Source organism: Paenibacillus sp. NN59, from assembly GCF_057597225.1.
Window position 1 is genome coordinate 1,895,081 of record NZ_CP199678.1, and the last position, 14,864, is coordinate 1,909,944.

Annotated in this window: 13 protein-coding genes; 9 read left to right on the forward strand and 4 right to left on the reverse strand. The window is 46.2% G+C overall.

Going from position 1 to position 14,864, the window contains the following annotated elements; translation table 11 throughout:
* The first annotated feature begins 175 nt into the window (after positions 1–175).
* From ACT89M_RS08505 to ACT89M_RS08540, 8 genes are all read left to right on the forward strand, one after another.
* The gene (locus ACT89M_RS08505; RefSeq protein WP_154887007.1) at positions 176–910 is read left to right on the forward strand and encodes a class I SAM-dependent methyltransferase; all 735 of its coding nucleotides are present in this window, start codon (positions 176–178) and stop codon (positions 908–910) included.
* 65 nt (positions 911–975) lie between these two features.
* The gene (locus ACT89M_RS08510) at positions 976–1,671 is read left to right on the forward strand and encodes an SDR family NAD(P)-dependent oxidoreductase (protein WP_154887005.1); all 696 of its coding nucleotides are present in this window, start codon (positions 976–978) and stop codon (positions 1,669–1,671) included.
* A gap of 176 nt (positions 1,672–1,847) precedes the next feature.
* Positions 1,848–4,517 carry a winged helix-turn-helix domain-containing protein gene (locus tag ACT89M_RS08515; RefSeq protein ID WP_186809569.1) on the forward strand — a complete coding sequence of 890 codons (2,670 nt, stop codon included), beginning with the start codon at positions 1,848–1,850 and terminating at the stop codon, positions 4,515–4,517.
* A 133-nt stretch (positions 4,518–4,650) separates the two neighbouring features.
* The gene (locus ACT89M_RS08520; RefSeq protein ID WP_154887001.1) at positions 4,651–6,735 is read left to right on the forward strand and encodes an S-layer homology domain-containing protein; all 2,085 of its coding nucleotides are present in this window, start codon (positions 4,651–4,653) and stop codon (positions 6,733–6,735) included.
* Between the two features lie 93 nt (positions 6,736–6,828).
* The gene (locus tag ACT89M_RS08525; protein WP_487345198.1) at positions 6,829–7,371 is read left to right on the forward strand and encodes a GNAT family N-acetyltransferase; all 543 of its coding nucleotides are present in this window, start codon (positions 6,829–6,831) and stop codon (positions 7,369–7,371) included.
* Entirely contained in the window at positions 7,368–7,817 is a 450-nt protein-coding gene (locus tag ACT89M_RS08530; protein WP_154886997.1) for a GNAT family N-acetyltransferase, read from the forward strand. The genes ACT89M_RS08525 and ACT89M_RS08530 overlap by 4 nt, the downstream gene beginning before the upstream one ends.
* Before the next feature lie 201 nt (positions 7,818–8,018).
* Complete coding sequence (locus tag ACT89M_RS08535; RefSeq protein ID WP_308722150.1) at positions 8,019–9,239, forward strand: RtcB family protein; 1,221 nt, start codon at positions 8,019–8,021, stop codon at positions 9,237–9,239.
* A 305-nt stretch (positions 9,240–9,544) separates the two neighbouring features.
* Positions 9,545–10,723, forward strand: a complete 1,179-nt coding sequence (locus tag ACT89M_RS08540) for a DUF4272 domain-containing protein (protein WP_308722149.1) — start codon at positions 9,545–9,547, stop codon at positions 10,721–10,723.
* A 67-nt stretch (positions 10,724–10,790) separates the two neighbouring features.
* On the opposite strand, the gene ACT89M_RS08545 is transcribed toward ACT89M_RS08540, so the two are convergent.
* Entirely contained in the window at positions 10,791–11,069 is a 279-nt protein-coding gene (locus ACT89M_RS08545) for a PH domain-containing protein (protein WP_253495943.1), read from the reverse strand.
* Between the two features lie 200 nt (positions 11,070–11,269).
* Between ACT89M_RS08545 and ACT89M_RS08550 the strand changes: the two genes are divergently transcribed.
* Entirely contained in the window at positions 11,270–11,806 is a 537-nt protein-coding gene (locus tag ACT89M_RS08550; protein ID WP_308722148.1) for a hypothetical protein, read from the forward strand.
* Between the two features lie 264 nt (positions 11,807–12,070).
* On the opposite strand, the gene ACT89M_RS08555 is transcribed toward ACT89M_RS08550, so the two are convergent.
* The 3 genes from ACT89M_RS08555 to ACT89M_RS08565 all read right to left on the reverse strand — a co-directional run bounded on the left by ACT89M_RS08555 (position 12,071) and on the right by ACT89M_RS08565 (position 14,663).
* Positions 12,071–13,183, reverse strand: coding sequence for an MFS transporter (locus ACT89M_RS08555; protein WP_308722147.1), 1,113 nt, complete (start codon positions 13,181–13,183; stop codon positions 12,071–12,073).
* Positions 13,184–13,273: 90 nt separating this feature from the next.
* Positions 13,274–13,807, reverse strand: coding sequence for a TetR/AcrR family transcriptional regulator (locus tag ACT89M_RS08560; protein WP_154886983.1), 534 nt, complete (start codon positions 13,805–13,807; stop codon positions 13,274–13,276).
* An 85-nt stretch (positions 13,808–13,892) separates the two neighbouring features.
* Positions 13,893–14,663, reverse strand: a complete 771-nt coding sequence (locus ACT89M_RS08565; protein WP_154886981.1) for a DeoR/GlpR family DNA-binding transcription regulator — start codon at positions 14,661–14,663, stop codon at positions 13,893–13,895.
* Between the last annotated feature and the right edge of the window lie 201 nt (positions 14,664–14,864).

Consider the following 14,864-nt stretch of genomic DNA (forward strand, 5'->3'; position numbering starts at 1 on the left):
ACAACGTATATTCTACTGAATTTTTACATGGAAAATAGAGAATGAATGGTTAAAAATGTTATAATAAAGTGTAGTGAATGGAGTAGGATTTCATGCAAAAATGCTAGTGGAACAGCAGGGTAACAATAGTGGAGAAGTACCCATTTTAAGCGTTAAAACAGGAGGGATTTGGACCTTGGAGAAAACGATAAAACGTGTGCAGGATCTCTATGATATGCTCGATGCGGATTTCAGATCGGCCAAGCAATTTTGGGAGCCGTTCTATGAGAATCGGGACAGACCCATTCCGTTTTTTCCAAACAAGCCAGACGAGAATCTGGTTGCTGATGTAGAAGCTGGACGGTTAAGAGGTGGCAGAGCACTGGAGCTGGGATGTGGCCCCGGCCGGAATGCATTGTATTTAGCGGGACACGGTTATCAGGTTGATGCCTATGATCTGTCAGAGACTGCGATTGCTTGGGCCAAGGAACGGGCAGCGGAAGAACAGCTGGATGTTCATTTTGAATGTCGTTCGGTGTTCGAACTGGCGCCAGAACAGCAATATGATCTAGTCTACGATTCGGGCTGTCTACACCATTTGTTACCGCATCAGCGTATTCCTTACATTGAGATGATTCATCGTGCATTGAAGCCTGGAGGGTTGTTCGGCATGACCTGTTTTGCACCAGGATTCGGCGATCAAGGCGGCCCGGAGCATGTGATGGACGATTGGGAAGTTTACCGCGAGAAGTCAATGCGGGGCGGACTTGCTTTTACGGAGGAGAAGCTTCGGTATTTACTGGAGGACCCGTTTGAGTGTGTGGAACTGCGTCCAATGAAAGCGATGGGGCAGGAAGATCCGTATTTTGGTTTGCCTATTTTGTGGGTGACCATGTGGAGAAAACCAGAAGTACAGGATGAACAAGTTTAGAGATGAAATACATATCAATCCTGCGGCATTAGAGCAGATATGAGAATTGAAAGGTGAGGAGCATATTGGGTAACAGAACCTTTATTATTACAGGTACATCCAAAGGCATTGGTAGACAGCTTGCAGAACTTTGTTTGGAAAAAGGAGACTCCGTCTACGGCATAGCACGCGGAGCATCCGACTTGGGCAATATCTACGAAAGGTACACTCATGTCCAGTTCGACCTTACAGACATTCAGGGCATCGACGATGTAATCTCGGGCATATTGGAGCAGATTCCGCTTCTTTCTGTGGAATATATCGGACTTATCAATAATGCGGCCATGCTTGAACCGTTGAAACCCATAGATCAGTGTCTTGCGGACGAGATTAGCGTCCATCTGAATATTAGCCTAGCCGCACCGATGATTCTTACGTCATCTTTTATTCACCACACCAACCATATAACGGCACGCCGAAAAATTATTAATGTGAGTTCCGCATCGGGCAGTTATCCCGCTCCTTCGATGGCTACCTATTGTACATCAAAGGCAGGAATCAACATGTTTACACAGTGTGTTGCGATGGAGCAAGCCTCACAGTCTAATCCGGTGGAGATCGTCGCCTTTGATCCAGGCATGGTGGATACGGAATTGCAGGCTGTGGCGAGAGGAAAAAGTACAGAGGAATTTGCACTGTCTGGCGCATTTCGAGATGCTTATGAGACAGGGCAATTGAAAACCCCACGTGATGTAGCACTCGCGCTATTAGAGTTGTTGTGATCCAAGATAAATAAACGTCTCTTTTGCCCTGTACTGTCTGTGCAGGGTTATTTGCCTTTGGTTTTTGTATAAAATGGTGTGCGGCATCGACATTGTTCCCTGTATACTTAGAATATCTAAATGTACATACAACGATTTCTATAATGTGCACCTCAGTGCGGGTTCAGGAGGATTACATGCAGCAAGAACAAACAGCTGGTTTCCATGGCGACTGGCTTCAATTTATGATTTTGACGAACAAACTGGAATTGCCCCCTTTACCAGCGGATACCATGGATCGTCCAAGGCTCAGTTCGCAATACGATGAAGTTATGCAATCCAAGATGACGTTGTTGACTGCTCCGGCCGGTTCGGGAAAATCAACACTATTGGGGAGTTGGCTGAGAAGTGCCGCAGGGCAAGCGGCTTGTGTCTGTCTGGATGAAAAGGATCAAGATCCATTTCAGTTTTGGCTTTACATTATTCATGCGTTGGACCGCGTGAGACAGGGGTTGTGCGCAGAAATTCTGCCTCAGTTTTTGCAGCGCTATCCAGTCGAGCCGAGAGCGGCATTAATTTTGTTGCTGAATCGTGTTGCCCAGAGTGGTCAGCACACCATGCTTATTTTGGATGATTACCATGCGATAACGCGGCCGGAAGTTCATTCACAGATGCAGGACTTTATTGAAAACCTTCCTTCGTCTATTCATCTGGTCATATCGAGCCGGACGTATCCTCCGTTTAAGCTGGAGAAGCTGCGCCTAAGGGGCGAGTTGAAGCAGCTTACACTTCAGGATCTTGCGTTTACACCGGAGGAAGGCATTGATTTTTGTCAGAACGTTATGCGTATGGAGCATGCCAACAAGGATATACTTGGGTGGGTTCATCAGACGGAGGGGTGGGCGGCTGGGCTGAAGCTACTTGCTTTATCTCACACATTAGGTGCAGGCACGGTGAAAAGTTCATTGCCCATCATCTCTTCTTTCCCCCATCGCGCAAGTGATGCTGAGACAGGCAACAGAAACATCTCGGATTATTTGTTAGAAGAGGTATTCCATCGTCAGTCACCAGAGATGCAGCTCTTTTTGCTTCGAACTGCAATAACAAGAAGGATGAACAGCCGTTTAGGTCAGGTGTTAAGTGGTTTGCATGAAGCTCCACAGTTGTTAAGGCAGCTGGAGAAAGAACATCTTTTTCTTATCCCTCTGGATCGGGAAGGAGAATGGTACCGTTATCATCATTTATTCTCGGCATTCCTGAGGCGTGAGTTGAGACGGAATCACGCCGAGTTGGCCAACGAATTACATGGTTTTGCCGCACTTTGGTATGAACAGAACGGATATCCATCTGAAGCGCTGGATCATTATATTCTTGGGCTACATCTGGAAGATGCCGCAAGATTGCTAGAAGAATTGTTCGCCCATTTTATCATGGGAGAGTGGTGGACACTTCGTAAATATTTTGATGTTTTGCCGCTAGAAATAGTGAAAGCTCGTCCTAAGTTATATATGTCTTATTTGTTTCTTGTTGCACGTGAAATGCCTTATGGGGAGATGGTGAAGCAACTGGATGAGCTCGAGCATGTCATCCGCGTGCATCTCCAAGGGCAGGTTGCGCCAGAAATTATTGAATATTTGTTGCAAGTGATCTGTGTCATGAGAGCCTATATGGCGTATCTTAACCGTGATTTAGAAGGACTTTCTTCTTATCTGGTGTCTTATATTGATCAGGGTTACCCTGATGATATCGCGTTTCAGTATATGGACTACGATCGAAGAGAGAGCATGCGTATGCGAAGTTTTCACGGCGTTCATGGTTACTTGAGGAGAGCTGAAGCTTGTTTTGGAGCCATTACAAAGCGTTGGTATGATGAACCTGCCTATGTAACGTCCTACTACGGAGCAGGATATGGTGAGATTTTGATGGAACAGGACCAGTTATCCGAAGCCGTGAAGTATGCGGAACGAGCTCTTGAAGTGGCCTTGCAGATCAAAGTGGCGGCGATACTTGTTCCTGCATATGTACTGAAAGCTAGGCTTGAATTACATTCAGGTAGAGCTGAGGAAGGTATAAAGCTGTTGCAGCAGGCTGAGAGTCTGCTGTCTGAGAAGGATAGAGAGTACTGGAAATCTGTATTGGAAGCACATCGCAATCGAATAGGGCTTGAGCAGAGCCCTGTGGACACGGCTACCCACATTCTCGCTAATCCGGTAGACGAACAACAAATGCTCGTTGAAATGAGCTGTGACCAACTATTTCAATGGATGGTTCGATTACGTGCTGCCGTGGCTCTTGAACATTATGATTACGCACAAGAGGAACTGCAACGAGTTCGAGAACATGCTGAAAAACGCGATCTGTTGACGGAACAGATTGAATGTGCCCTGTTAGAGTCCGTGATACTACAGAAGCAGGGGGACTCAGGTGCTGGTGTTGTAGCCTTATCGCGTGCTCTTGTTTTGGGAGAACCTGAAGGATATATCCGTTCATTTGTTTCCGAAGGCGAGCCGGTAAAATGGCTACTTCAACAGTATCTGGTGCTTCGCCGTAAGAAGGCTATCTCGGATGATGGAGTGAAATTAGCTTATGTGAAGCAATTACTCTCTGCTTTTGTCCAAAACCAAAAGGTACGGGGCCGTTCAGTACTAGATGAAGCAAAGCATGAACAGAAGGAAGTGGGACTGAGTCCCATGGAGCAGAAGATATTTGGTCATATTGCAGAAGGGTTAACCAGCAAGCAGATTGCTGCCGAATTTGGGATATCACCTGGAACCGTAAATACTCACATTCGCCGTGTGTTCGCCAAGCTTGGAGCAAGCAGTCGTACGCATGCGGTACAAATTGCTGAACAGCGGGGCTTATTATAAGTTATGAAACAATGTCTACTTTTTTGTAGACTGTTTGGATGATGTCGTCTCTCCTACAATAAATCTAACGAAATAACGCTGTGAATTTCCGGTGTCATTAGCGATAAGATTCCGTAGGAGGTTGTGTTAAGAAATGTCTAATCATCGTTCCAATTACAAAGGTTACTCTGAACAGCGTCGGAATAAAGTTGTGCCATATATAGCCGCTGTGTTGTCGCTCACTCTCTTTGGTGCTCCGGGAACAGTAGGTGCCGCGGAGGATGGAACAAGTATTCAGGACCTGCAGCTTGCTGCCCCGTGGGCCCAGCAAGCCATTGAAAAAGCTACCCAGCAACAATGGATTATTCCAGACGGTACAGGTCGTTTCAACCCAGATGCACCTATGACAAGAGGGGAACTTGCACATATGTTGGCTCAGCTTCTGGAGATCAAGGTCTCGTCTTCAGACCAACGACCGAAACAGTTATTTAAAGACTTAGAGCGTACAAGTTCAGGCGAATCTTATATCTATGCTCTTAACTTAACTGGCATTATGAATGGATATCCCGATGGTACATTCCGGCCGAATGGTGTAGTGACGAGAGAACAGCTCGCTGTTACGATGATTCGGGCACTGAAGGTGAAAGGGTATGTTGGGCTATCAGATGGTCAACAATCGTTATCATTTAAGGATAGCAAGGATATTAGCGCCTGGGCTTTGCCCGGTGTGCAACAGGCCGTTGGATTAGGTCTTCTCAAGGGGGAAAATGGATATTTTGCACCCAAACGTTCCACGTCCAGACAAGAGATTGCTGTCATTGCAGTGCGAACAACAGACACGATTCGAGTATTGAGGGCAGGAGGTTCAGAGAAAGATGGTTCTAATTCGCAGGCTCCAAAAGATAATCCAGGCAAGGTAACGGAGACACAAGGTACAATTACAGGAACAGTAGGCACTGCGAATGGTACAGGTACAGGGAACAACAACAACAATAATACTGGAACAACGTCCGGCGGAACAACAGGTGGAGGAAGCGGAGGATCGGTTAATCCGTCTGTACCTTCAACCCCTTCCAATCCATCTAATCCAGGAACCAGCAATCATGCTCCAATCGTTGCCCCTGGAGGTTTGCCTGCTCAGGAATTGACGTTGGATCACGCTTCTAAGGACTTGCAGGCCTCTTCTTATTTCAGCGATCCAGAGGGTGGACCATTGAAGTTCGCTGTCTTGTCGGGAGATGAGAACATGGTATCTTTTACTGTGACGGACTCGGTAATTCGCCTTGCACCACGGGCTGCCGGTCAGACGATGCTGACCATTCAAGCTACTGATGAACAAGGTGCCAGTGTAACGGCACAACTCCAGGTTACCGTGCAAGTGAATACGATTAGCCGCCAATTCCCTGACGAGCAATTGGCTGGAGCTATGGCATTTTGGCTACAGAAGGGGCTAGATGATCCGCTGACCAAAGCAGAATTAGCTACGGCACTTGTCCAGACTCAAGGAGGATTGTATGCAAGAGATGCTGGCATTTCCGATCTTACCGGTGTCGATATATTTAATGGATTAAATGTCGTAGAAATTGATTTATCTGGAAATAACATAAGTAAAGCGGATGCCTCTGGATTCGAGCAATTAGAGTGGCTTGATCTGTCGAACAACCGTCTGAGTGAAATTAACGTCACAGGGCTTGAGAAATTGCATTACCTAAATCTGAGAGATAATGAGCTTAGTGTGCTGGACGTGACAGGGCTGGCTTCCTTGCAAACATTGTTTATGCAAAACAATCAGCTTGTTCACATTCCAGGAGGACTGGTAGATTTAACGAATTTGGAATATGTAAGGTTAGATTCCAATCAAATCAACCTCAGAAAAGAACCAGATTCCATAATGCATCATGCCCTGCTACTAAAAGAAGAACTGATATATGGTTTTGATGGTTCTCCTCCTAAACTGATCGAGGCACCAGCAGGAAATACAGCTTATGTAGGTGGAGATGAAATCGAGATAGACTTGTCCTACATGTTTAGAGATGAGGATGATGACAGTTCGACCCTTAAGTTAGAAGCGACATTTTCTGATAATCAATTAGCAACTGTTCGAATGGTTGGACAAAACTTATACGTGAAAGCATTAGGAACAAGTAATACGCCTATACGAATTGGGATAATGGCTACAGATCCGTTGGGGATGACGGGTTGGGGGTATGTAGATGTTTATCTGACCGAAGCCCAGTAGCTAGTAGCTTAGTCAGAATTGAATGGAACGATAACAAACGCACTTTCCTATGAGGGAGGTGCGTTGTTTCCATTTTGTGTAATTTAGTATAAGATGAGTGAGATAACGTTAAGCGATAATATGAAATACATAGATAGTAGATTGCGAATTTTAATTGATGTAGAACCGAGAGGGAGAGCAAATATGCCAAATACCAACATTACGCCAAGTACCGAAGAAGATTCAGCCTATGTCCGCCAGCAACTGGTCGCTTACAATGCGGCACATGTGAGCGAGGATTTAAGGAACAGATACGAGGAACTTCATTTTCATATTCGAAACGAGGCAGGGCAGATTGTAGCAGGGGTACTGAGCACCTTATGCTGGAACTGGGTCGAGCTAGATATCTTGTGGGTTGATGCCAAAGAGAGGCACAAAGGGTATGGAACGAAACTGCTACAGGAGGTAGAGCGTTTGGCCCGGGAGAAGGAGTGTGATTTCATTATGCTGAACACCTTCTCGTATCAGGCTCCTGAATTTTACCTAAAACACGGGTACGAGCTGATGACGATGATCGAGAATGCACCTACGGGACACCAACAATACTATTTCAAGAAGGATCTCATCAGATCAGAAGGAGCAGAGGCTTCACGATGATTACAATTAAACAGATTGAACCGCAGGATTTGCCTGCGTTAAACCAGCTGTACCATGAATTGATGGGTACACCTCCCAATGAACAGCAGATGAATGCACAGCAAATGCAAAAGACGTTTCAACAAATGAAGAAACAGGGTCACTACTATGTGCTTGGAGCCTACGATCAGGATAAACTTGTGGGATCGGTTATGGGGGTTGAATGCATGGATCTGATGGGTTCTTGCGAGCCATTTATGGTCGTGGAGAATGTCATTGTCTCCGAACGGGTTCGCAGGCAGGGTGTTGGACAGAAGCTCATGCTTAAGATCGAACATATTGCCAAAGATTTGGGATGTGCGTACATCATTCTGGTGTCTGGTGATCAGCGCAAGGAAGCCCATCGATTTTACGAGAAACTGGGCTTTAGAGACGAGAAGGTTCAGGGATACCGAAAACATTTATAAGCGGCAGTATTCTTTCTATACACTGTAAAAAAAAGGGAGTGAGCCCCCTAGTGGACGCTCTCTTTTTTAGTGAGCGAACGGAAAAGGGGAGCCTTTTTTACAGCAGTATAGCGTATCCTACACCTATACTTTAGTAGCATATCGAGAAGGATAGATTTTTGTTAAACTTTAGGAAAAAGAATACATAGGAGGTTACCGAATATGCGTATCGTGGATAACATCAAAGTCTGGGGGGAACCGCTGGAGAATGCCGTCAGTCAGGCGGTGACTTGTTCGAAATATGGAGATGTGCTGGGCGTGGCTTTAATGGCCGATCATCACAAGGGATATTCGCAGCCGATCGGCGGAGTGGTTGCTTACCGCAACATGATCAGTCCGTCAGGAGTGGGGTACGATATTGCCTGCGGCAACAAAGCAGTGCGCACGAACCTGATGTGGGACGATATTCGTGACCGGATTGCGGTCATTATGGATGATATTAATACAACGATCTCATTCGGCGTAGGCCGGAACAATCCAAAACCGGTGGAGCATGAGCTGTTCGATGATCCGAACTGGAAGCTTTTTGATACCATCGAAAGCGGATTACAACAGAAGCTGAAGACACTCGCACGGAATCAACTCGGAACCGTCGGTAGCGGCAATCATTTTGTCGATATTTTTGTGGAAGAGCAGACGGGCAAGGTATGGATTGCCAATCATTTTGGCAGCCGTGGCTTTGGGCATAAGGTGGCGAGTGGATTCCTTAATCTGGCGGCTGGACGAGAGTTCGGTGGCAAAGCACCGGGTGAATCAATGGATCAGCCGCCGACCCTGTTTGACTTGAACAGTGAAATGGGTGATATGTATTGGGCGGGTATGACACTGGCGGGTCGTTATGCCTATGCCGGAAGGGATTACGTGATTGAACAGGTGCTTGGAATCCTTGGAGCGAGTGCTGAATATGCCGTACATAATCATCATAACTTTGCGTGGAAAGAGCAGCATATGGGCGAGGAAGTCGTCGTTGTTCGTAAAGGAGCGACACCGCTGGCACCGGGCCAGCTTGGCTTTGTCGGCGGGAGTATGGGGGATATTTCGGTCATTGTAGAAGGCATTCATAGTGAGGAGAATACGGAGTCTTTCCGCAGTACGGTTCACGGGGCAGGACGAATCATGAGTCGTACGCAGGCGGCAGGCAAAATGAATTACAAGCTTCGCACGCGTATGGGCGGCGAAATTAGTGAAGAACAGATGCAAGCCGCCATTCGAGCGTATGGTGTGGAGCTCCGTGGAGCTGGCACGGATGAGAGCCCGTTTGTCTACAAAAAATTGCAAGACGTGTTGCATGCGCACGCGAATACACTGAAAATCAATCATGTACTGCGCCCGGTAGGCGTAGCGATGGCGGGTGGCAATGAGTTCGATCCCTACAAGGATTAATCAAAGATCAACCTGAGGCACGTATTATTTTTTAAAAAAACTATATAAGTTGAACTATTTTTTACACATTAACGGAGAAGAAAGAAAAAACCTGAAGAAGCGTAGCGGTCGCCTAAAAGCTTTCTGAAAGAAAGCTGCATCGGAAGCATACGCTTATCACCGGGTTTTCCCCTTTGTAAAAGGGAATCACAAAAATCTGGGGATAACAGCTACTCTCCAGGTTGTTCTGTCTTTGGAGTGGCCTGTGTAAAATCTTTAGTCTAACTTAACTAGAATTCAGACACAAAAAGGAGGGCGAACACCCCATGAGAAACTGTGCGATATACAGCTCACAGTTTGACCTGGATCAGTTGTATGAAATGATCCAATCCATCTATCCTGATGCCGCCATCCAGCGAAGAGAAGACCATACGCACATACAGGTGATTCAGAAGAAATGGTTTAGCAAAAAAACAAAGGGTTTCAACATCATGACCAGCCAGACGCATCCCGAGGAGTTCAACACGATGATTCAAGGTATGCTTGGGTTTATGAGTCAGATCGAAGGGCGTAATGCTGCGCTTCAGGAAAAGGTACTGATTAAATGCTCCACCCTGAACATGGTGATCGGCATCGAGACAGAGGAAGATATCTCGGAAGAGTTCTTTAACGAGTTATTACAACTGGCTGAAGCGCTGGATGCGGTCATTTTCTGGGGAGGTGGCTCCCTACTGAATGCTCAGGGTCAGCTGCTTCTGGATGTAAACGGAGAATCCGAAGTAGAGGATTACACGGTAACCGCACACACGAGTTATCTGGATGACACTCGTCTACCCTCAGCGGATGCTGTGGAGCGCAAGGCGCGTTCAGAGCAGCGATTAGTGGCGCAAGGTGTTCCGTATAATGCCAATCTGCCAGCAAGGGCAGGTGAGCAGGATACAACGATTCGAACGAAGGAAGAGGTTGCGCAGCGTGCTGTAGCTCTCTGTATAGCCGCCCTAAAAGGTGAGTGCCTGGGAGCAGGTGAGAGTAACGATGACACCGCGGCGCTTGTGCAGGAAGTCATCGACAAGTATGATGCGTCCGCCTTCTTTTCTCCGGATGAAAAATCTTTTCTGGATCAGCATGGAGCACAGCAGCAAGAGGTCATTCGCTTCTCTTGGGGATATGAGGCATACCATGTCATGCTATGGGCACTAGGGTACGTGGAAGAATTGAGTGCACCTACCGAGCTGTGCAACGTAAGTAAGGACGTTGGTTATCTACAGCAAAAGGACAGCTACGCAGAGTTCCTGTCGGATGCCACTCTACGTAGCAAAGGTGAAATTTTGGACGAGGCCGACTTGATCTATCGGTACAATTGGGTCTGTGTAAACAGCAGAATTAAAGAGGAGTTACCACCTGCAGGTTTAAATTCCGGTGTAGCTTATGAACGGCATCGTGCACTTAACTGGCTGATCTGTTATCTGAATCAAGCGTGGGATGAGGTACGGACGGATACGTAAATGAAATCAAATTGAAAAGAGCCATCGACTAGATTTTTTAATCTGATCGGTGGCTCTTAACTATGTGCTATTCGATAGATGAGGTTACTGAGGGAGAGACCATGGCTTGAATTGCAGGATACATGTTCTCGCTGCTCGTAAATAAAATGTAGGATTGATGAGTGGTTCGGATCAGAATCCGCTCGGTTGAACGAGCATAACCGATTCGGACAGCTGAAGGCTCACTTCCTCCATAGGTGTTATCTAAAGTTACAGATGTGATTTGAGAAATGGGGATTTCAATCTTGGAAAACTGCCAGCGAATGACGAGTTGATCATCTACTTGCTTTACGTTTACGTCAAACATAGGATGACCTCCTTTTTTGTACAATAAAATGATTGGACTAACAAAGTGATGAAACCGTATTAGGTATACGATAGTTCTAGTTTATCATTTTTGGCTAAAAATTCCTAATTAATAAAGATGAAGTAACTAAAAATTTCAACATAAGATATGATGTTTGAGTAGAATCAATCCATCCAATGTTTTGTAAGGAGATGAGTTGCATGAAAAAACTTAATGGATACCATTATTTCGAGAAAAATGTAGGCCCGTTCCGTAATCTCTCAAGCCTGTCTCAGAGAGAGGCCGAAGCAGTTTCACAACAGATTCGGCAGGAAGGCCGAGTTTTTGCCGCTCAGCGGTCTTCCGACTACATAACAATAAGGAGACGCCTCGAGCATATGGCATATGAGAAGTTCATAGCTAAGGGAGGAAAGCCGGCACAAGACTATCCCCATTATCTAACGCTCGGTGTATGTCCCTGGCTAGAATCATGGTATCAGGATCCCGATCATATTATTATTCCATGGGAGGAATTACCCGCAGAAGTTGTGAGCTTCACCTACGGTGATCTCTTCCCAACGATGCGTTATGAAGACGATAAATCCTATCGCAAGCAGGTTTATACCAAAGACGAAATAGTTGAACTAATTCAGACCTATGGTTTTCCACAGGATTGGAATCAGACCGGCAAACAGGGTCCCGAACGATATATTGAGGTTCAGGTCTGGGACAATGAGGTCATAAGGGCATATCGGTAGATCAACTCATTGCGAGTCCTCATTTTCGGTTGGTCAGGGCAGGGCGTAGCTTCCTTTTGAATTAGTCAAGGGTGGAGAGCGATGGAAGCTAGCTCGTTATTTTGGTGCGGCCTGTTCCGAAGAGATTTAAGCCTATTGTAGCCTAATCTCCGCTCGGAACAGGAACCAAAGTTACATTAAACGGTGTAAGTCTGCAACCATGCTTCTACGGAAATATGTTGCAAGTATAATGATGCGCTGTCTTCCGACAGCTTTGGAGACGGCTCAGGCCGGTTTCACGCGAAGGAATAGTCCCAGCAAACCGAGAATAGCAAAAGCCAGAAAAGCGACCGTGCTTGAAAATACCTCAATGCTGTATCCCGCCATGAACGATCCCAGAAATTGACCCACGCCAAGTGCAAGAAATGCAAGACTAATGCCGATGGAGACATTCGGCTGAAACAGTCTCGTTGCCCACACGATGAATATACTTGTGAGAAAAATGTACGTGCTACCGAACAGGACGGCTGAAACCAGACTTGCCGTCATCGAAGGCAGAACAATAACGCCAAGCGAAATGGATAACAACAGGATACCTATACGATAAGACCAGCCTAACTCAATCCGTTCTATAATCCGACCCGCACTTCCGCCGAGTATGCCTGTCACGCCCATAACAATCCAGAACAAGACGGCTTCCGAATCGGAGGCCCCTTTCTCGTCCGTAAGAAAGTTTCGGGCAAAAGTCCAATAAATCGCAGAGCTTGCGCCTGTTAACATACAAGCCATGAGTAAAGCCGATCCCGGTCTGGTGGGTCTCATGCAAGACCAGATGGACTTCGTACAAGGGAGTGTTTTGGTTGCAGGAATCGCATGTCGGTTCCATAGCAACACGGTTATGCCTATGAGGGCAAACAGGATATAACTTATACGCCAGTAATCGGTGAATAGCAAGTAGAGTGGACCGGAGACGATAATGCCAAAGCTGGTGCCTGTATTGATCCAGCTGTTCCCTCTGGCGTGCAGATCTGGTGCGAGTTCTGCGCTTACTGCATTCCCGAGGGCTGGAGATGCCCATCCTGTGCTGAGTCCGGCAAGAAATACGCTGACTGCAAGCAGCCAGGTATCATGTGCCAGTCCGATGCCGATCAAGCCAAGAATAGCACTGATTCCAGCAAGCTGAATGACGTAATGGTGCCCTTTGTGATTAATGATGAGTGGCGCGGTCAGAAGAGCAAGACAATAAGCAATATAGGTTGCCGAGTTAATGGCCCCGGATGCCGATTCGGATAATTTTAAAGCCTCAGAGATTTCTGGCATAAACAGTCCGTAACTGAAACGCCCAAAAGCATAACATACTGCGATCAGGGCAACGCCAGGAAGGACTATCTTTTTCATTGAATTTCACCGCCTTATTTTAGATAGAACGATCATTATACTTCTTATGAAAATAAAAAAGTGAGTTGAAATATGAACTCACCCTTTGTGTTATGAATTGAAACTATTTTGAGTCATGTGAATCAGTTCCCGGCAGACCTCTTTTACATTTTCCGTTTCGGCCAGCGCCGTCGAACCCTCTAACAACAGCATAAATTGCATGATGCTTCGATCATTTGCCTCGGGATCACTTTTTTTTATCAGGGTTATGAGGTGTTTTTTGTGACCGTTAACGGTTTGTACGATAACATGGTTTTGATCAGCCCCGAATTCTTCCTTCGCTCGTAAAAAAAGACATCCTCTGGCTTCATGCTCCATCAGCCACTTGGCATGACCCTCAGCCAGATTGAGAAAGACGGACTGTGCCTTATTATCTGCATATATACGTAGTTGCTCCAGATAGCGCTGTTCGCGGCGCAGAAGCACCTCGACAATCAGGTCTTCCTTGGATGCAAAGTGATTATATAACGTCATGATGGCCACGTCAGCATCGGTAATGATCCGTTTTAGGCCAATGGCATGAAAGCCATGCAGATAGAACAGGTCCTCAGACACGTTAAGAAGCGTTTCCTTTTTGCTACTCATAATCGCTTGGGCCTCTCCTTTCACCCATTTTTCAGTAAAAATAGAATGATCATTATATCCAAAATATAGAATGTGTATATCGATGTCAATCTGAAATGACCGTTTCAATCTCCAGCCGCCCAAAGTTTTCGATCCATTCAGTAGGGCAGCTTGAATCCGTAATCACCATGGATATGTGATCGGCAGGTGCAATTCTGGCAAACGTGGAGCGTCCAAACTTGGTGTGATCCGCCACCAGGATGGCTTCTTCGGCGCGTTCCATCATTTTACGCGAGATCAGGGCTTCCTCCAGTACATAATCGGTAATTCCATCGGTGAAGGAAACACCTCCAGCCGAAATGAACGCTTTGTTCACTTTGAACTGGTCAAGTATCTCATGTGCCCCAGGCCCAGTGGCGGCTTGAACAGCAGTGTTGATTTCGCCTCCAGCAAAAATGATTTTACCTGTAAAAGATTCTAGGGCAATAGTCAGGATGGGTACAGAATTCGTAATCACCGTGATAAGGGAGCGATGTTGCAATTGGCGCATGATTTCGAGTGTGGTTGTGCCGTTGTCCAGCATGATGGTTTCGCCGTCTTCAATCAACGAAGCTGCCGCGGCGGCAATAGCCTGCTTTTCTTGAACTTGCAACTGTGAGCGCTTCTGGAAGGGCGCTTCGATCATACCTGAGCGGACACGTACAGCGCCCCCGTACACTTTACGTAATTCACCTTCCTTCTCCAGCCGATCCAGATCCCGCCTTATGGTTTCCGTGGATACCTGAAATAGCTGAGCCAACGTTTGTACCTGAACTTTGCCTTGTGTGGCAAGCTGGGCAAGGATCGTCTGTTTTCGCTCCTCATATGTTAACGACATTCAAATTCCGCCTCCGTTACGTTCTTTTATAGAAGTTTGGCCTTTGTGTGGATTGTTGTTGTTTTTAACAGTTTAAGTTGATGAAAATCACTTGTCAATTTCATTCGGTAAATATGGTTGTTAGATATCAAGAGATGAGTTGACAGAGGATAGATGTGGCGATATTATCAAATGAAACAACTAAAAACCACGATAAACCAC